A 20483-nucleotide genomic window follows, 5' to 3' on the forward strand; every position below is an offset into this window, starting at 1 on the left:
TCAGATGCCCAGTGTGGTGCGGATCACGGCCAGGGGTCTGCGCAAAATCCAATAGCTCAGGACTGTCCAGCGGCCGGTGATTTTGGCGGTGCCTTTGAGACCGACACGGGGTGATTGCTCGGGGTCGATGGTGCCGCGGACGCGGTAGGCATAGACGCCATCAGGGCGCTGCACGGCTTCGTGCGAAAAAAAGTTCAGTTGGGCGCTGACCGGTGACAGCGGGTCGGATTGCAGGTACAGAACGATACTGTCGCCCAGCTTCAAGTCCACCGCATCGGCGATGGGCAGCCAGGCTTCGACTTCCGCGTCGCCGGTTTTGGCGATGCGCAGGATTCGCTCGCCGATGGCGACCGGTTTGCCGACCCACGAAGAAGGGTCATCGAACAGCGCCACGCCTTCGGCTGGGGCCTTGACGGCAGAGCGCTGTTTTTGGTCTTTGAGGTACTCGAACTCGGCCCGTTTTTCTTCGATGCTGCCAGCCTGGCTGGCCAGTTCAATTTTGTATTTGGGATCGGTCAGGGCCATCTGGCTGGTTTGCCGGTACTGGGCCAGTGCCGTTTCGAGCGATTGGCGTGCCACGTTGACGCGGGTTTCGATCAGCACCGGGTCAAATTCAAAAAGCGACTGGCCTTTTTTGACGGTGCTGTTGGGTTGCACGTCAAAACGCTCAATCACCCCTTCGATGGGGGCGCGCACCACCACCGGTTGCGCAGGCACCACTTCACCGGATGCGAGCACAGTGGTGCGCACAGGGGCAAACAAAAACAACAGCACGGCACCGACCACCCAGCTGACTTTGCGGCGGTACCACACGCGGTCTGCGTCGCGGAAGTTCAGCCACTGCCGCCATTGCCGCCAGGACCGGCTGCCCAGCCCTGCGGTGCGGGCACGCCAGGCGTGCAGCCAGATTTGGCTCCACTCCTGCAGCAGCGCCAGTTCAGCGTCGCTCCATTCCTCGTCGCGGGCCATCAGCAGTGCACCGGTGGGGTTTCCGGCAGGGTTGCCAGTCAAAGGCACGATCAGCCCGTGGGCGGGCAACCAATCGGCCCAAGTGCTGCGCACGTCTTCGGGCAAATCGGCCAACGCCACCCGGGTGGGCAGCCCGTCGCCGAGGGGCTGGCACATGAACAAGGCCTTGAGCCAATCGACATAGGGTGCGTTGTGGTCGGGCTGCACCACGCCAGACAAGGCTTGCACGCCGCTGTCCGTCCACCACAGGGCGGCTTGTCTGTAGGGCGTAAGGCTGTGCGTGCCATTGACCAGCATGAAAGCCAACTCGTCAGTCGTGCTCGCCATGCGCGCTCGCCTGCCCATTTCGAGCAAACTGAGCAGCGCCTGCGGCACGTTGCCACCTGCAGGTGTGGGTGGACGCTCTGGCGCGGTGGTTTGAGTTTTAGCCATGGCGAAGAATTGCTCCCAATTGTTGCAGTGGTGCGGCCAGTGTCACGCTTTTGGAGGCCCGCAGTTTTTCACTGAAGCTCATGCGGCCGCTCGGCGGGGTCTGGTTTTTGCTGATGCTGAGACGGAACACGGTGGACACCGCTTCGCCATCCTGGTCCATGGCGGTCAGGCGCAACACCAGTTGTTCAGGCGCATCCGCTGGCGCTTGCACCAGCAGTTGCCCCGTTTTGCCGTTGAAGCGTACCCAGGTGGGCAAAGCCTTTCCGTCGTCCAGGGTCAGCGCGAGGCGCACTTCGGCGTCGGGGCTGATGTGCGCAAAGGCATCGGGGGCGATCAGGATCAACGTTGTCTCGCCACCTGGCACCAGCTGGTCAGCCTGTCCACGCAACACCGCGATGCGTCCATCGCCCACGCGGGTGACCACCACCTGGAAACCGTCCGCACGGGTCACCGGCGCGTCTGCCGAATACCAGTCGGTCGACTGCGGTGCCTGGCCCCAGTCCTGGCCTGCATTCATCCAGTTTTGTGTCGTGGATGGGCCGTCGTTCCACGAGCGCTTGCCGCTTTGGTTGTGGAGCCATTCGGTGCTCGGGCTTAGCCGCGAAGGCACAGGTTTGGGCAACTCGCCTTTGAGCGAAGTCCACAGCGAATCGGGTTGGTCCAGACTGCGGGCGTCGAAGCCGAAGGCGCTGAAGTCGATGCCTGATGGGGTGCCCTCTTTGCTGAAAAGGCTTTGCCCTTTATCCGCCAACGCGTTGGCAGGAGGGCTTCCGCTGTCGGTTGGATTTGGGGTGCTCGGTGCCACCGCTGGTTGCGACCGATCCAGGTTGAACGAATCGCTGCTTGTCGCTGTCGCGCCGTAGATGTTGGTCACTTCCAGGCTCACCTGAACGGTGCCATCGGCGAGTTGGCTCCAGTCCAGACCTTGGTAGGACCAGTTGCCCTGTGCATCCGTCGTGGTTGTGACCGTGATGCTGTGCTGCGCGTTGTCTGTCAGTGTCAGTGCGACAGTTTGACCCGCGCCAACGACCGAGGTCGTGCCGCTGATCAAGGCCGTGGCCAGTTCTTGTGCATTGATCACTTTGTCAGCCGTGAAGCTGGCGCGGTCGAGGTTGATCTCGGGCAGTGCTGCACTCATCGCCACAAAACCCGGATCCAGGATCACGCCGTCGGCCATGCCGTCGTCGTCGCCGCGTCCGCCATCGCGGATGAAGAGGCTGACGGTGTCGGTCAGGCCGTTGCCGTTGCTGTCGCTGAAGACCGCGCCGGTGCCAGAGACGGCATCCCAGGTGAAGGCCCAAACGGTTTGCGCGGCTGCACTGACCTTGAAGTAGGTGTTGTATTGGCCTTCTGGCAAGCGCATGTCAATGCGATGGATCTGGCCCACATACTGGTTGATCACCTGCGCGGCCAGCAAATCGACCTGGCTTTCATCGACCAAGCCCGTGCGTATGATTTGTGGGTAGAGACGGAATTCCAGCACATCGGTCACGTTGGCCACGGTTTGTGTGCCGCCCAGCGAAGCGCTGAGCAACTCAGCCGTGGTGGCCGCCCGGTTTTGGATGCCGTCGATCTGGATTTCGACCTTGAGGTAACCACCCTGGTTGAAGCCCGGATCGTCCAGCAGCTTGCTGAAAGTGGGCGATTGAACGGTGGCATCGATCGCCACGTTCTGGCCACCGGTCATCTGCAGGGTTGCCACATCGCGCTGGTCGGCATCGTCGATGCCGTCGGTGTTCAGATCGAGGAAGGCTTTCTCGTCAGTGAAGACGATGCCGTCGCCGTCTAACTCTTGCAGGTCAAGTTGGTTTTGCGGCGACACGATCCGGATGGCGGCAGACGGGCTGGACATGGAGACGTTGCCCGCGCGGTCTTCGTAGCGGTATTGCACATCCCAGTTCCCTTCAGGCAGCGAGGCCAGCGCCATGATGGTGTTGGTGGCTGCGTGGTAGAGGCTTGGGATGACCCGGCCATCGACCATCAGCGCCACGCGTGCCGCACCTGGAGGTGGAGCCACCGTGAGGCTGATCATGCCGCTGGGCGATGGGTTGGGGCCAATCAACACCGGGGGCTCTGTGGGAGCCGCAGGGGCTGTGGTGATCAGCTCGTAAGCCTGTTCCAGGCGATCCCCCGAAACGTTGCCATTGCGCACGATTTGCAGCTGAACCGTCTTGCCCGCACCGGTTTCCAGTTGCGCGTTGGCCCAATACAGCGTGGTGCCTTGCACCATGCCCGTCAGGTCAACCCAACCTGTGCTGCCCGCGGCAGAAACCACACCGTCCAGACGTCCGTACAGGCGGTCGTTGCTGCCCAGAGGGGCGCTCAGGCTGGCGTTGAGCGTTTGCAGGGCCTGGCTGGTGATGAAGTCGTTGGCCAGCATGCCCGTGTCACTGGACAGTTGCAGACCCGAGACGCTGGGCAGCCGGTTCATGACGGCGTAGATCAGGGCCTGCAGATCGCTGGCTTGGGCGACGGCGCTGCCATTGTCGGCCGTGGCCGCGATGCTGACTTTCAGGGCTTCCAGCTCGCTGGCGCCCATGCCCGATGTGTTCAGCCCCAAGGTTTGCAGATCGGCCAGGCTCAGGGCTTGGGTGTTGACCGCTGCTGCAGCCATGACCCGTTGCGCTGCAGAGGCCAAAGCTTCGATTTTGGCGACTGTGTCGACCTTGTCGGTGCTGAGGTTGCCGATGCTGCTGTTGAGCAGTTGCAAGCCTTCAGGCGACAGGCTGGCGGCGGCGTTCGCGCCAATGGCGCTGAAGGTGGCCGCCGTCGGGTCCTGGCCTGGTGTCAGGTCGGCCAAGGCACCGTTGGCTTCGCCCAAGATCAGCTTGTAGGCGTTGACGATGGCCTGGACTTCCGCACGGCTGTCGGCCAGCGCGCCGGTGACAGAGGCAGAGGCCAGTGCGCTTTGCACGGCCGCCAGGTTCTGGCTGTTGACCCCCGTGATGCCCGCGAAGCTGAAGTCCGCCGAGGTGGGCAGGGTGCCGGTGTTGTTTTCGGCGTATTGGGTGATGACGCTCAGCGCGTTTTGCTCAGCGGAGGTTTGCAGCAAGGTGCGCAGTTCAGCCAAGGAGTCAGCATTTGCCGCTGTCACGCCCGGGGTTTGCAGCATGGCCGTGAAAACCTGCAGTTGGCCACTGGTCACACCGGTGATGCCCAGGGCTTGCATGTCTTGCAGGGTCAAGCTGGCCGCCGAGGTTTGGTCATTGGCCAGGGCCATGATCTTGCCGACTGTGTTGGCCAAGGCTTCGATTTCCGAGACCGAGTCCACCGCATAAAACGGCAAGTCTCCGATCACGTCGTTCAAAAGTGCCAAGCCCAGTGCGTCCAATGCGCCCGCGCGGGTGGCCCCGATGTTCAGGTAGTCCTGCGCAGTCGGGTCTTGGGCGGGCGTGGCATCGGCGGTGAGGCCATTGGCTTCGGCCAAGATGGTGCGGAACGAATCAACCACCGTCTGTGCTTTGGCCACGGTGTCCACCGAAGTGCCCGTGACCGCTGCAGAGGCCAGCGCGCTGTTGACCGCGAAGATGTTGACGCTGTCCACACCTGAAATGCCAGCGCGGGCGTAGTCCGCCGCCGTGGGGGCGGTGCCGCTGTTGGCTTGTGCGTATTGCGCAATGACGCCCAGCAGGCGGGCATTGACGCTGTCCACCAGGGCCTGCAGTTGGGCTTGGGTGCGTGCACCCGAGCCGTCATCGGCCGTGGCTTGCAGCGCGGTCAGCACAGCGGCCAGATTGTCGGCATGCACGCCCGCGATGCCCAGCGTGGCGAAGTGGGCTGCTGTGGCCTGCGGGCTGGCGTTGGCCGCCGTGTTCATGACGGCGTTCACGGCCAAGGCCAAAGCTTCGATTTCGGCGACGCTGTCCACTTGCGTGGCGTTGAATTGGCCAATCACGTTGTTCAGCAAGCTCTGGGCGGAGCCGTTGTCGGCCATGGCCGCGGCGGTGCTGGCCCCAATGGCGGCATAAGTGCTGGCCGTGGGGTTGACGTTGGGCGTGGCATCGGCGTTGCTGCCATTGGCTTCGGCCAGGATCAGGCGGTAGGCGTCGACCAGGGCTTGCACGCTGGCCGTGTTGCCCAGCTGTGCGCCGGTGACGGCGGAGGTCGCCAGGGCGCTCTGGATGGCCGCCTGGTTGCTCGCGTCAACGCCGGTGACGCCTGCGGTGGCGAAGTCTGCCAAGGTGGGCGCAGTGCTGCCTGCTGGGGTGGTGCTGTCGCCTGCGTAAGCCTGAATCAGCGCGATGGCCGCTTGTTGGCGCTGCTGCGCCAGCAGGATTTGTGCATGGTCTTGCTGCGCCTGCGTCACCAGGGCTTGTAATTCGGCCAGGGTGTCGATGCCTGTTGCGTCGTTGGCCGATGCCGCTACCAAAGCCAGGAACACCGGCAGGTTGTCCGCATTCAGGCCGGTGATGCCCAAGGCAGCCAGCGAGGCCAGGTCGATGCTGGGCAGCGGTGTGGGCGCGGTCGTCAGTGCGGCCAAGGCTTGCAGCTGGGCCACGGTGGCGGCCAAGGCTTCGATCTTGTCCACGGTGTTGACGTCGCTGGCGTTCAAGTTGCCAATGGCGTCGTTCAGCAGGGCCAGGCCTGAGGCGCCCAAGCCTGCTGCTGTGGTGGCCCCGATAGCGGCGTAAGTGGCCGTTGTCGGGTTGCTGCCGGGTGTGGCATCGGTGGCGCTGCCATTGGCTTCGGCCAGGATGCTGTTGAAGGCATTGACCAACGTTTGCACATCGCTGGCCGTGGCCAAGCTGGAGGCTTGGACCGCTGTGGAGGCCAGCGCACTCTGGATGGAAGCCAGATTGCCTGCGTCTACGCCGGTGACGCCCAGCAACAGGAAGTCGTTGAGCACCGGCGCGTTGCCTGTGAAGGCGTGGGTGGCATCGCCCGCGTAGGTCTGAACCGTGAGCAAGGCCGCAGCAACGGCGTTTGCGGCCGCCTGGGTGACGAAGGCCTGCAGTTCGGCCAAGGTGTCCACCGCGCTGCCGTTGTCGGCGGACGCGGCGATTTGTGCCAGCACAAACGACAGGTTGTAAGGCGTGACGCCCGAGATGCCCAGGGCCGCGAAATCGGCCCCAGTCAGCGCCGGCGTGGGCGCGTTGCCTGCGGCGGTGGCCACGATGGCCTGCGCACGCACGGCCAAAGCCTCGATCTTGGTCACGCTGTCCACACCGCTGGTGGTTTGCGCACCGATGACGGTGTTGAGCAGCGATTGGGCGGCCGAGCCGTTGGCAAAACCTGCGGCGGTGCTGGCGCCGATGGCGCTGTAGTCGGCTGCCGTGGGGTTGGCCGATGCGTTGGCATCGGCAGTTGCACCATTGGCCTCGGTCAGGATGCGGTTGTAGGCATCGACCAAGGTTTGGATGGCGGCAGTGGCCTCTGCTGGCGTACGGTCTTCATCTGTCACAAACGATGAGCCGATCACAGAGACGCTGGCCAGCGCGCTGTTGAGTGCTGAGAGGTTGGCGTTGCTGACGCCGGTTGCCCCTGCGATTTGGTAGTCGCTGAGTGTGGGCATCGCGCTACCCGCCGGGGTGCTGATATCGCCAGCATAGGCTGCGATTTTATTGATCGCAGTTTTATCAGCATCTGTAACGCTATTCGCGAGAACTAGGCTCACCAAAGCTTGCAACTCGGTGATGGAGTCAGACCCGGCGGCTCCTGCGGCAGCAATGGCTGTCAGCACGTCGTTGAAAGTGTTGGCCGTGACACCGGTGATGCCGATTGCCGCGAAATCGTCAGAGGTCAGCGCAGGCGAGGCCGTGCCGCCAGTGGCAGTGGTCATCAGGTCTGCCACGATGATCGCTAAGTCATTGATCTTGACAGTGGTGTCAACATCGTCCACTGCGAGGTTGCCGATGGCGTCGTTCAGCAGGGCCAGGCCCGCGGTGCTCAAGGCTGCTGCGGTGGTGGCCCCGATTGCAGCGTAAGTGGCCGTTGTCGGGTTGCTGCCCGGCGTCGCATCGGTGGCGCTGCCGTTGGCTTCGGCCAGGATGCTGTTGAAGGCATTGACCAGCGATTGAACATCGCTGGCGCTGGCCAAGCCAGAAGCCACAACCGCTGTGCTTTCCAGTGCGCTCTGGATGGAAGCCAGATTGCCTGCGTCTACGCCGGTGATGCCCAGTAACAGGTAGTCGTTGAGCACCGGGGCGGTGCCCGCGAAGGCCTGTGTGGCATCGCCCGCGTAGGTCTGAACGGTAAGCAGTGCCGCAGCCACGGCATCCGTTGCCGCTTGCGTGACCAGGCTTTGCAGTTTGGCCAAGGTGTCGACCGCGCTGCCGTCGTCAGCGGACGCGGCAATCTGAGCCAGCACATACGACAGGTTGTAAGGCGTCACGCCCGAGATGCCCAAGGCGCTGAAGTCGGCCACGGTCAGAGCCTGTGCAGGCGTTGTGCCTGCGGCCGTGTCCAAGATGGCGTCCACGCGCACGGCCAAAGCCTCGATCTTGGCCACGCTGTCCACACCGCTGGTGGTTTGCGCACCGATGACAGTGTTCAGCAGCGATTGGGCGGCCGAACCGTCGGCCAAGCTGGCAGCGGTGCTGGCACCGATGGCGCTGTAGTCTGCAGCTGTGGGGTTGGCCGATGCGTTGGCATCGGCCGTTGCACCGTTGGCTTCGGTCAGGATGCGGTTGTAGGCATCGACCAGGCTCTGAATTTCGGCTGTGCTGTCCACCGCAGTGCCCACCACACCGGCCGTGGCCAAGGCGCTGTTGAGTGCCGACAAGTTGGCGCTGGAGACACCTGTGACGCCCGCGACCTGGTAGTCGCTGAGGGTGGGCAAGGTGCTGCCTGCGGCCGTGGTCGCGTCGCCTGCGTAAGCTGTGATGCGGTTGATCGCGGCATCGCGCAGGGCATTCAGTGCGGTCAGGTCGTTGTAGGCCTCGATCGCGGCGTTGACCACGGACTGGAGTTCCGCCTGGGTGTCGATGGCCGAGCCGGTGTCGGCGGTGCTGGCAATCCCGGCCAGCACGCTGGCCAGGTTGTCGGCGGTGACGCCTGCAATGCCCAAGGCCGCAAAGTCTGCCGCGCTCAGGCTTGGCGCAGGGTTGGGCACCGAGCTTTGTGTCGCCAGGCTGCCGATGGCGGCAGCGGAGGTGGCGAGGGCTTCGATCTTGCTGACCCGGTCCACGCTGCCAGCGCTCAGGTTGGCGATGGTGTCGTTGAGCAAAGCCTGCGCGGCAGAGCCATTGGTCAAGCTGGCGGCGGCGGTGGCACCGATGGCGCTGTAGGTCGCCGCTGTGGGGTTTTGCGTCGGTGTGGCGTCTGTGGCAGAGCCATTGGCTTCGGCCAGAATCAGGCGGTAAGCATCCACTAAGGTTTGCAGTTCGGCCGTGGTGTTGACTTCAGCGTTGGTGATGGCCGTGCTGGCCAGAGCGCTGGCTATTGCCAAGCGGTTGCTGTTGTCCACACCGCTGACACCGGCTGCGCTGAAGTCACTCAGGGCGGGTGCGCTGCTGAGCGCCGCGTTGCTGTCGGCGAAGGCTTCGATCGCCGATAAAGCGTTGAAGCGGCTGACCGCGCTGTCGATGAGCGATTGCAGGGCAGTCAGGCTGTTGGCCTGTGCACCGTTGTCGGCACTGGCCGCAATCGCCCCCAGCACAGCGGCCAGGTTGCCGTCGGTCACGCCGCTCACGCCCAGGCTGGTCAGCGCTGCCGCCGTCAAGGCGGGGTTGGCCGCGCTGCCTGCTGCGGTGGTCAGGATGCCGGTCACGGTGCTGGCCAGTGCGTCGATCTCGGTCACGCTGTCCACCGCGGTGATCACTTGTGCGCCCAGACTGTCGTTCAGCAAGGCCAGTGCATTCGCGCCTTGCGCTGTGCTTTGGGCGGCCAAGCTTATGTTGGCACCGATGGCCAGGTATTGCGCAGCGGTCGGGTCGGCGACCGTCAGGTCGTTGGCCGCACCGTTGGCCTCGGCCAGGATGCGGTTGTAGGCATCGACCAGGGTTTGCAGTTCGGGCAGCGTATCCACTTGAGCGGCCGTGATGCTGCTGGCGGCCAAAGCGCTGTTGAGCGCAGGCAGGTTGGCGCTCGTCACGCCCTGGGCACCCGCGACCACGTAGTCGTTGAGCGTGGGGGTGACGGCGGTTTGCGGGGCATCGGCATAAGCCTGGAGGACGCCAAACGCGGCGTCGGTGGCCGCTTGCGAGCGCACCGCAAACAGCACCAGGGCCTGCAGTTCGTCAAAGCTGTCGATGGCGCTGCCATCGTTGGGCGAACTGGCAATGGCCCCCAGCACCAGCGGCAGGTTGAGCGTGTCCACACCCACCAGACCCAGCAAGGCCAGGTCGGCGGCGGTCAAGGCACCGGCGAGGGTGCCAGTGGCCGCGTTGGGTGTGCTGGCGGCGGTGAGCATCAGGCGTTGCACCACGCTGGCCAGGGCATCGATCTTGGGCACGGTGTCCACATCGGCACGGCCCAGTTGGGCGATGGCGCTGTTGAGCAGCAGCTGGGCACTGGAGCCGTTGTTCAGGCTGGCCGCCACGGTGGCACCGATCAGGCTGTAGTCGGCTGCCGTCGGGTTGGTCGTGGGCGTGCTGTCTGCAGCGGCACCATTGGCTTCACCCAGGATGCTGCCGTAGGCGCTGACGATGGCCTGCACTTCGCCGATGCTGTCGGTTTGCGTGCCCTGCACGCTGGCTGACAGCAGCGCGCTTTGCATGGAGACGAGGTTCGAAGCGGTGACGCCCGAGATGCCCGCCATGGCAAAGGTGCTTTCGGTGGGCACTGTGCCACCGTTGTTTTGCGCGTAGGCCGTGATGACGCCCAAGGCCCCATTCACGTCGTTCACCAAGCCTTGCAGTGCGGACAGGCTGGCGATGGCGCTGCCATTGTCGGCGCTGCTGTCCACGGTTGCCAGGATGCGGGCCAGGTTGCTGCTGTCGACGTTTTGCAGGCCCAGCAAGGTCAGGTCTTGCGCTGTGAGCGCGGGCGTCGGGGTGGCCCCTTGCGCTGTGAGCATTAAGCGGTTGACCACAGAGGCCAGCGCGTTGAGTTCGGCGATGCTGTCGACCGCAGTCGGTGTGGCGGCGAGTACGGCGGTGTTGAACAGGCCAAAAGCCTCGCTGCTCAGGGCGATGCCGCCCAGCGAAACGCCCAGCGCCTGGTAGTCAGCCAACACGGGGCTGGTGTCGTTCAGGATGCGGCCATAGGCGTCTGCCAGGGCTTGCACTTCGGCGGTGCTGTCGGCCGCAGCGCCGTTCACGATGGTGGTGAGCAGGGCGCTGTTGAGGGCCTCCACCACTTGGGCTGGGCTCAGGCCCGCCACGGTGGGCAGCGTCACGCCCGCTGTGCTGTAGGTCGCGGCGCTCGGCACGGCCAAGCCATTGATGGCGGCGTTGGCTTGTGCATAAGACGCGAGGGTGCCCAGCGCATCGGCGCGGGCCATGGCGGTGTCGGCCAAGCTTTGCAGCTGGCTGAGGCTGGCGAGCCCCGAGCCGTCGTCGGCTGTGGCGGCCACCAGTTGCAAGAAAACAGCCATCGCCGAGTCGCTCAGACCGCTCAGGCCCAGTTGCGCCAGATCGGCAGCGGTCAGCACCGGGCTGCCGGTGCCGCCTGCAGCGGTGGTCAGCAGGCTGTTGACGGTGGCGGCCAGGGTGTTGATGTCGCCCACGCTGTCCACGTTGGCGCTGGTTTGTGCGCCCAGACTGTCGTTGAGCAAGGCCAGACCGGAGGCGTTGCTCGCAATGGCCCCCAGGCTCACACCAATGGCTTGGTAGTCGGCCACGGTGGGGTCGTTGGCCGTGCTGTCGGCGGCGCTGCCATTGGCTTCGGCCAGGATGCGGTTGTAGGCATCGACCAGGGTTTGCACCTCGGTCGTGGTGTCAGCCAGCGTGCCGGTGATGGCGGTGCTGGCCAGCGCGCTTTGAATGGCGGCCAGGTTGGTGCTGTCCACGCCGGTCACACCCGCTTGGGCAAAGGTGGTGGTGCTCGGTGCTGTGCCGCCATTGTTTTGTGCGTAGCTGCTGATGGTGCCGAGCGCTGCGGTGTAAGCATTGGTGGCGGCAGTCACAACCGATTGCAATTCACTCAGGCTGTCCACTTGGCCGGTGGTGGCGCTGGCAATGGCCTGCTGCACCACGGCCAGGTTGGCGGCGGTGACGCCGCTCACGCCCAGAGTGCTCAAGTCGGCCAAGCTCGGGGCGTTGTTCAGGTTGTCGCTGCTGGCGGTGCCGATGACGCGGCTGACCTGTGCGGCCAATGCGGCCAGCTCGGTGTAGGTGTCCACCGCAGTGGGGGCCAAACCGCTGATGACGGTGTTGAGCAAGCTGGCTTCTTCGGCGCTGATGGCCGTCAGGCCCAGTGTGACGAATTGGGCTTGGCTCAGGCTGGAAGCGGTGGCGTTGTTGCTGTCGGCAGCGGCCAGCAGGGCGTTGAAGGCATCCGTCACGCCTTGCACCAGCGCTGTAGTGTTGGTGCTGGCCGTGGGCAGTTGCGCCACGAAGGTGTTCAGGTGGGCCAGCTCGGCGCTGGTGACACCGTTGACTTCGGCGTCCAGATAGTCCTGCAGCTGCGGAGCGGTGTTGCTGCCGGTGTAGGCGCTGATCACGCCCAGTGCATTGTTGTAGGTGGCCGCTGCGGCATCGACGATGGCCTGCAGTTTGACCATCGTGTCCACACCCGTGCCATCGTTGGCGGTGGCTTCGATGCGTTCCAGAATGGCCGCCAGATACAGGTCGTTGACGTTGTTCAGGCCCAGGGCCGTTAGGCGCGTGACCGTCAGGGGCGCGGCCGGTGCACTGCCCAAGGCCGTGAGCATGAGGTCGCTCACGCTGTTGGCCAGGGCGGTCAGATCGGCATAGCTGCTGACCTCTGCGCTGGAGCGACCGTCCAGCACGTCATTGAGCAGGCTGGCTTCTGCCGCGGTGTCCATGGCGTTCAGGCCCAGGGCGCTGAGTTGCGCGCTGCTGAGCGCCATGTTGTTGTTGCTGCCATCGCCGTCCAGGCTGCTGCGCAGGGCGTTGACGGCACTGACCAGGGTCTGGATTTCTGCGGTGGTGTCCACATCCACGCCGACCAGTGCGGCACTGGCCAGGGCTTGCTGGACGAAGGCCAGGTTGGCGCTGTCCACGCCGCTCACGTTGGCTTGTGTGAATGTGCTCAGCACAGGCAGGGTGGCGGTGTTGCTTTGTGCGTAATCGCGGATTACGGCCAGTGCCGTGGTGTAGGCGTTCAGGCCTGCGGTCACGGCAACGCTCAGATCGGCCACGCTGTTGATGGGCGCGTAGCTGGCGCTGCCGTCGGCAATTGCCGCCCGGATGTTGGCCAGGGTTTCGTCGGTGGCTTGGCTCATGCCCAGCAATGCCAGGTCTTGCAGCGTCAGGGTCTGCGGGGCACTGGTCAGGCGGTTGATGGCGGCGGCCAGGGCGTCAAGGTCTGCGATCGAGTCGACATCGGCCACGGCTTTGTCGCCAATGACGTCGTTGAGCAAGGCCAGGGCGTCGGGGTTGGTGGCGATGCCGCCCAAGTTCACGCCCAGGGTCTGGTAAGTGGCGGCCGTGGGGTCGCTGCCGGTGGTATCGGCCAAAGCGCCATTGGCTTCGGCCAGCACCAGGGCGTAGGCATCGACCACGGCTTGCACTTCGGCCGTGGTGTTGACCAAGGTGCCGGTGACGGCAGAGCTGGCCAGCGCGCTGTTGACAGCGGCCAGCAGCACCGTGTTGGGCGTGCCATTGGACAAGCTCAGGCCGGTGACGCCTGCCGTTGTGTAAGTGGCCAAGTCGGGTGCAGTGCCGGTGTTGGTGTCGGCGTAGGTGCTGATGGTGGTCAGCGCTGCGCCATAGGATGTGATGCCGGAGGCGACCACGGTCTGCAAGCTGGCGAGGCTGTTGATGCCACTGCCGTTGTCGGTGGAGGCGGCAATGGCCTGCAGCACCGAAGCCAGGTTTTCGGGCGTGACGGTGCTGATGCCCAGCAGGTTGTTGAGTTCGGCTGCGGTCAATGCAGGCGTGGGTGTGCCACCAGCGGCCACCACCAAGAGGCGGTTGACCGCGTCGGCCAGGGTGTTGAGTTCGTCGACCGAATCGACGGCCGAGGCGCTGCGTTCGCCGACCAGGTCGTTGAGCAAGCTCAGGCCGTTGGCGTTGGTCGCCATGGCGCCCAAGGTGACGCCCACGGTCTGGTAGGTCGCTGCAGACGGATCTGTGCCTGTGGCATCGGCGGTGCTGCCATTGGCCTCGGCCAGGATGGCGGCATAGGCGTCGACGATGGCCTGCACTTCAGCGGTGGTGTCGACCAAAGTGCTGGTGATGGCGGTGCTGGCGAGGGCCGTGTTGATGGCGGCCAGCAGCGTGGGGTTGCCTTGCAAGCCGGTGACGCCTGCGGTGGTGTAGACCGATTCGGCAGGTGCTGCACCGGTGTTGCTGTCGGCGTAGCCGATCAGCGCGTTCAAGGCGTTGGCTTGCGCGTTGACCGCAGCGGTCACCAAGGTCTGGAGGGCGTCGAGTGAAGCGATGTCTGCCGGATTGGCGTCGGCAATCGCTTGCAAGACCACGGCCAGTTGGGCCTCGCTGACGCCGGTGATGCCCAATGCACTCAGCTCGGCGCTGGTCAGTGTGGCGGCCGATGCGCCGCTGCTGGCCACGGCCATGACTTCGCTCACGATACCGGCCAAGGTGGCCAACTCGCTGGGGGCGTCCACATCAGCGGCGGTTTTCAGGTCGATCACGCTGTTGAGCAGGCCGATTTCTGGTGCCGTGTCGATGCTGGTCGCACCCAAAAGCTGGAACTGTGCCTGCGTCAGCGCCGCGTTGTTGTTGTCGCTGCCGTCAGCTGCCAGCAACAGGGCGTTGACGGCATCGGCCACGGCCTGCAGCTCGCTGGTGCTGTCGCTGTTGCCTGTGACCACCGGTGCCAGGTAGGCATTGGCGGTTGCAACGTTGGCGGCTGTCACGCCTTCCACCCCGGCCAGATTCCAGGTGTCGGTGGTGGGGGCGCTCTGGTTGCCGTCGTACACGCTCAGTTGCGTGACGGCGTTGGTCCATGCTGTGTCGGCGGTGGCGATCACGGTTTGCAGTTTGGCCAAGGTGTCGCTGCCGCTGCCGTTGTCAGCTTGCGTGGCCAAGGTGGCCAGCACCGCGTTCAGGTTGTCGGCGGTCACACCGGTCAGGCCGATGAGCGTGAAATCGCTGGCGCTCAAGGCCGGGCTGGCGGTGCCGCCTGCGGCCGTGAACTGGATGGCATCGACCACGCGGGCCAATGCGGCCAGTTCGGCGTGCGTGTCGACTTCTGTGGTGCTGGCTTGCTCCAGCACATCGTTCATCAAGCCCGCCTTGGCGGCGGTGTTGATGGCGGGCAGGGCCATGGCCTGGTATTGGGAAGCGCTGAGCACCAAATCGTCGTCGTTGCTGTTGTCGGCAGCCGCCAGGATGGCCAGGTAGCTGTCGACCACGCCTTGCACTTCGGCCAGGGTGTCGCTGTCGGCAGCAGCAATGGCGGCAAAGGCCGAGTTGACCGAGGCCAGGTTGCCAGCGTTCACACCGGTGACGCCCGCATCGCTGTAAGACAGCAGGGACGGAATGGCCGCGCCGGTGCTGCTGGTGGTGTGGTCGCGGATCACGCCCAAGGCCGTGCTTTGGGTGTTGATGGTGATCGCGCTCGTGTCGGCAGACAAGGGGCCCACGTTGCCAGCGGCATCGATGGCCAGCGCCTTGAAGCTGTAAATCGCATCGGGCAGGGGGGCGAGCGTGGCAGACCAAGCGCCGCTGCCATCGGCCATCACCGTTTTGAGCAGGGTGTTGCCGCTGTAGATTTCGACTTTGGCGTTCGCCTCGGCCGTGCCATTCAGGGTGGGCGTGTTGCGCAGGGGCGTGACCACGGGCGTGCTCGGGGCCGCAGGTGCAACGCTGTCCACGGTGAAGGCCAGCGCGGAGGTGTCGCCGCTGATGTTGCCCGCCGCATCGCTGGCCCGGAAAGTCAGGCTGTGCCCGCCTTCTGCCAGTGGGGTGACGGCTTGCCATTGCCATTGGCCTTGTGCATTGACCTGCACCGTGGCGATGGCGTTGCCGTTGTCACGGATAGTCAGGGTGCTGAGGGCTTCGGCCGTGCCGGTGAACACCGGCTGGGCGTCGCGGGTCAGGGCCGATCCGCTCAGTGCGGTGACGGCGGGGTTGCCGCCCACGCTGGTGACCACGGCGCTGACCAGGGCAGGCGTGCCCGGTGCCACGGTGTCAATCACCAATTCGGCGCTGGACAGGTCGGTCTTGGTGTCTTGTGCCGCTGTGGCGCTCACTTGAACGTTGTAGGTGCCGTCGGCCAAGGCTGTCGGGACGTTCAAGGTCCAGACACCGGTGGAAGTGCTGTAAGTCAGCGGGTTCGCCACAGCCGACCCGATGGTCAGGGTGTAGTTGGTACCGCCGAGGGCGACGAGGATCTGGTCGCCAGCTTCTAGCTTGATGTATTCATTGGGGTCATAGGCAGGATCAGCTGGATCGTTGTTGTAGGCCGGATTGACCTTCAACGCATTGCCGTTCACCGTGGGCGTGTTGTCGTTGGTGAGCTGGCTCACCACGGTGGGCACGTCGGGTGGGGCGATGTCCACTTTCAGGCTGCTGGCGGTGTCGGTGCTGCTGTTGCCAGCGGCGTCGCTCACGCTGGCAGTCACCGTGTAGGTGTTGCCGTGGTTCAGCGCGATGCTGTCGGCATCGGGCAGGGTCACGCTCCAGTTGCCCGCACTCACCGTGGTGGTGTAGCTCTTGCCGTTGAGGCTGACGGAGACGGTTTGGCCATCTTCGGCCGTACTGGTGCCTGCGATGACGATGTCGGTGGCCACGCTGCTCAGGTTGCTCAGAGCACCCCGTTCCGCCGCGTTGAACAAGCCTGTGCGGCTGCCGCTGCTGACGGCATCGCCTGCGATCTGGGTCACGGTCAGTGTGGGCGCTGTGCTGTCGACCTTCAGGGTGTGGGTCTGGCTGCCACTGTTGTTGTAGCTGTTGGTGCCACTGACTTCCACCGTGTAAGTTTTGTCCGTCAGGGTGGCCATGACGTTGGCAGGCAAGCTGGCGGACCAGAGGCCATTGGCCACGTTGGCCGTGACCGAGGTGAGGGTGCTCGAACCGTCCTTGAGCGTGATCGTGACGCTGTTGCCGTTGAGGAAAGTGGCTTGGCCACTGACCGTGATCGCGCCTGATTTTTCAGCTGCGTTGACGACGTCATCGCCTGCGATGGTGCCGATGGTGATGACCGGCATTTGCGTGGCATACGAAATGCCCACGTCCACGCGGTTTTGCAGTTCGCTGAGCGAGTCGATGCTGCCGGTGTCCAGCAGTTCGCCAATGGCCAGCAACACGCCAGCCAGATTGGCAGAGCTCACGCCCGTGATGCCCAAGGCCGCAAAGTCGGCAGCGCTCAAGGCGGGTGAGGCCTGTCCACCCAAGGCGGTGGTCATGAGGCGGCTGACGATGTCGGCCAGTGCCTGCAGTTCGCTGGACTCGTCCACGGCGGTGGCGGCCTTGGCATCGACCACGTCGCTCAGCAAGCTCGCTTCTGCGGCTGTGTCGATGTTGGACAGGCCCAGCAACTGGTATTGCGCGGCGCTCAGCGGCACATTGTTGTTGGTGCCGTTGCCGTCGGCACCCGTCAGCAGCTGCTGGTAGGTGTTGACGATCGCTTGCACTTCGGCGGCCGTGTCGGTGGCGGCGGTGGACAGCGGGGCGATGAAGCTGTTGAGGCCTGCCACGTTGCTGGCGTTGACGCCGGTGATACCTGCGGCCAGGTAGGTGCTGTCGGTGGGAGCGGTGTTGCTGCCGGTGTAGGCGCTGATCACGCCCATGGCCGTGTTGAAGTCGGTCACCGACGCGGTGACCGCAGTCTGCAGCGCAGACAGGCTGGCGATGCCACTGCCGTTGTTGGCCGTGGCGGCAATGCCCGCCAGCACGGCGGCCAGGTTGTCGGTGGTGACACCGGTCACCCCGATCAGGGCCAGCTCGGCGGCTGTCAGTGCGGGCGAGGGGCTTTGACCGGCGGCGGTTTGCAGCAAGCGGCTGACCACGCTGGCAATGGCATCGAGTTCGGCGATGGTGTCGACCTGGCCGGTGCTCATGGTGCCGATCACGTCGTTGTACAAAGCCAAGCCGTTGGCACCAAAGTCCAGGGTGTTGCTGATGGAGCCCAGGGTCACGCCCAGGGTCTGATAGACCGACTGTGCCGGGTCATTGGCGGTGGCATCGACCAAAGCGCCATTGGCTTCGGCCAGCACCAAGGCGTAGGCATCGACCACCGCTTGCACGGCGGCGGTGGTGCTCACATCGGTGTTGTCCACCGGTGTGCTGGCCAGCGCGCTGTTGACAGCCGCCAGCAGCACGGTGTTGGGCGTGCCGTTGGACAAGATCAGGCCCATCACACCTGCGGTGGTGTAGGTGGTCAAGTCGGGCACGGTGCCGCCGTTGTTCAGGGCGTAGTCGCCGATCACATTGAGCGCTGCGCCATAGGCCGAGACGCCGGAGGCGACCACGTTCTGCAAGCTGGCGAGGCTGTTGATGCCGCTGCCGTTGTCGGTGCTGGCGGCGATGGCAGCCAAAACCGAGGACAGGTTTTCGGGGGTGACGGTGCTGGTGCCCAGCAAAGCGTTGAGCTCGGCTGCGGTAAAAGCAGGCGTGGGTGTGCCACCAGCAGCCACCACCAAGAGGCGGTTGACGGCGTCGGCCAGGGTGTTGAGGTCAGAGACCGAGTCCACGTCAGAGGCGCTGCGCTGGCCGACCAGGTCGTTGAGCAGGCTCAGGCCGTTGGCGTTGGTCGCAATGGCACCCAAGGTGACGCCCACGGTCTGGTAAGTCGCTGCAGACGGATCTGTCCCTGTCGCGTCCGCTGTGCTGCCATTGGCCTCGGCCAAGATGGCGGCGTAGGCATCGACGATGGTCTGCACTTCGGCGGTGGTGTCCACCAAAGTGCCGGTGATGGCGGTGCTGGCCAAGGCGGTATTGACCGCGGCCAGCAAGCTGGCGTTGCCTTGCAAGCCGGTGACGCCTGCTGAGGTGTAGACCGACTCGGCCGGGGCTGTGCCGGTGTTGCTGTTGGCGTAGCCCACCAGCGTGCTCAGAGCCGCAGCTTGCGCGGCCAGGGCGTTGTTCACGATGGCTTGCAGATCGGCCAAGGAATCGATATTGCCCAGGCTGGCCGAGGCGATCGCGTTCAGTATGGCCGACAGGTTGGTGCTGTTCACACCCGTCAAGCCCAGTGCGCTGAGGTCCTGCACGCTCAGCGCGGCAGGTGTTCCGCTGGTCGACGAGTCGATCAGTGCGGTGACGGTGTTGGCGAGCGTTTGCAGTTCGCCATAGGTGTCGACGGCCGTAGAAGGCAGTGCGCCAATCACGCTGATGAGCAAGGCCGATTCGGCGTTGTCCGCAGCAGTCGGGGTGGGTGATGCCACGCTGATCAGCTGTAGGGCGGTCAGGTCGGCGGTGTTCAGGTCGGGCGTGGTCGTGGCGTTGCCGTCGGCTGCGCTCAGCACGCGCGTGTAGGCATCGACCACGGTCTGGATTTCCAGGCCCGCATCGGTGGCACTGGTGGGCAAAGCGGCGATGGCGCTGTTGATGGCGGCCAGGTTGCTGCTGTCCACGCCGCTGATGCCTGCCGCCGTGTAGGTGCTGGTGCTTGGCGTTGCGTTGCTGCCGGTGTAGCCACCGATGGTGCTCACGGCACTGTTGTAAGCCGAGATGGCGTTGGCGATCAGGGTTTGCAATTCGGCCAAGGTGTTCACGCTCGAGCCATCGTCTGCGCTGGCCGCGATCGCCGCCAAGACGGCGGCGAGGTTGTCTGGCGTCAGGTTCGGGATACCCAAGGCGCTCAGGCTGCTGACGCTCAAGGCAGGGTTGGGTGTACGACCCGCTGCAGTGTCGAGCACGCCGCTGACCGTTTGGGCCAGATCGGCCAATTCGCCGGGGGTGTCTACGCCCGTGGCGCTTTGAGTGTCCACCACGTCATTGAGCAGGCTCACTTCCGCGGCGCTATCGATGCCTGTGGCACCCAGGGTCTGGTACTGGCTGGCCGTCAGGCTCAGGTTGTCGTTGTTGTTGGCATCTGCACCTGCCAGCAGGGCGGTCACCGCGTCGGCCAAGGCCTGCAGCTCGCTCGTGCTGTTGGATGCACTGGTGCCCAGCGCTGCCAGATAGGCGTTCGCCACACTCAGGTTGCCGCTGGTGATGCCTTCCACGCCCGCCACGTTCCAGGTGTCGGTAGTCGGAACAGGTGCACTGCCGCTGTAGTTGCTCAAAGCCGTCACTGCTTGGGTGTAGCTCTGGTTGGCCGCGGTGACGATGGCTTGCAACTCGGACAAGCTGTCCACTTCACTGCCGTTGTTGGCGGTTGCGGTGATGGCCGCCAGGATGGCATTGAGGTTGTTCTCGTTCACGCCCGTCAGCCCCAGCAGGGCCAAGTCGGTTGCCGTCAAGGCGGGACTCGGGCTCACGCCATTGGCGGTGTCCATGATGCCTTGCACGATGCGGGCCAGATTGGCCAACTCGGCTTGGGTGTCGACTGAGCCGCTGCCCATCACGTCGATGACCTCGTTGAGCAAATTGGCTTCTGCGGCTGTGTCGACCGTGCTCAGGCCCAGCAATTGGTATTGCGCCGCGCTGAGGGTTGGCTGGCTGTTGTCCACGCCATCTGCGCCGCCCAGCAGCTGGTTGTAGGTGTCAACAATGGCCTGGATTTCAGCTGCTGTGTTGGTGGCGCTTGTATCAACCGCCGCCAGAACGGAGTTGATCGCTGCCAAGTTGCTGCTCGTCACGCCCGTCACGCCCGCTTGCACGTAGGTCTGTGCGTCGGGCACGGCTGCACCGGTTTGGGTGCCGTTGAAGGCGCTGATTTCGGTGATGGCAGCGGCGTAAGCGCTGACCGCTGCAGCCACGATGGCTTGCAGTTCGGCTTGGGTGTCCACGGCTGAGCCGTCATTGGCAGTGGCTGCAATGGCCGCCAAAATCGCCGCCAAGTTGTCTGCGGTGACGCCGGTGATGCCCAGCTTGGCGATCGACGTTTCTGTGATCGCCGGGCTGCCGGTTTGCCCGGCCGCTGTGGCGAGGACGCTCAGGTACAGGTTGGTCAGCTCGCGAACTTCGACCACACTGTCTGTGGCGGCTACAGACAAAGGCGCG

The 20483-nt window shown here is 64.6% G+C and carries 2 protein-coding genes (1 of these 2 cut by a window edge); both read right to left on the reverse strand.

Features of this window, described 5'->3' with window-relative positions; genetic code table 11:
- Positions 1 to 1401: an efflux RND transporter periplasmic adaptor subunit gene (locus tag B9Z33_RS08530; RefSeq protein WP_108286585.1), complete on the reverse strand. Its 1401-nt coding sequence runs from the start codon at positions 1399 to 1401 to the stop codon at positions 1 to 3.
- Positions 1394 to 20483, reverse strand: the final stretch of a protein-coding gene (locus tag B9Z33_RS08535) for an Ig-like domain-containing protein (RefSeq protein WP_158270196.1). It continues 29144 nt past the right edge of the window; the window shows 19090 of its 48234 coding nt (coding positions 29145–48234); the start codon falls outside the window, past its right edge; it ends in the stop codon at positions 1394 to 1396. The genes B9Z33_RS08530 and B9Z33_RS08535 overlap by 8 nt, the downstream gene beginning before the upstream one ends.

Origin of the sequence: Limnohabitans sp. T6-20 (assembly GCF_003063505.1) — a bacterium.
Classification (GTDB): domain Bacteria; phylum Pseudomonadota; class Gammaproteobacteria; order Burkholderiales; family Burkholderiaceae_C; genus Limnohabitans_A.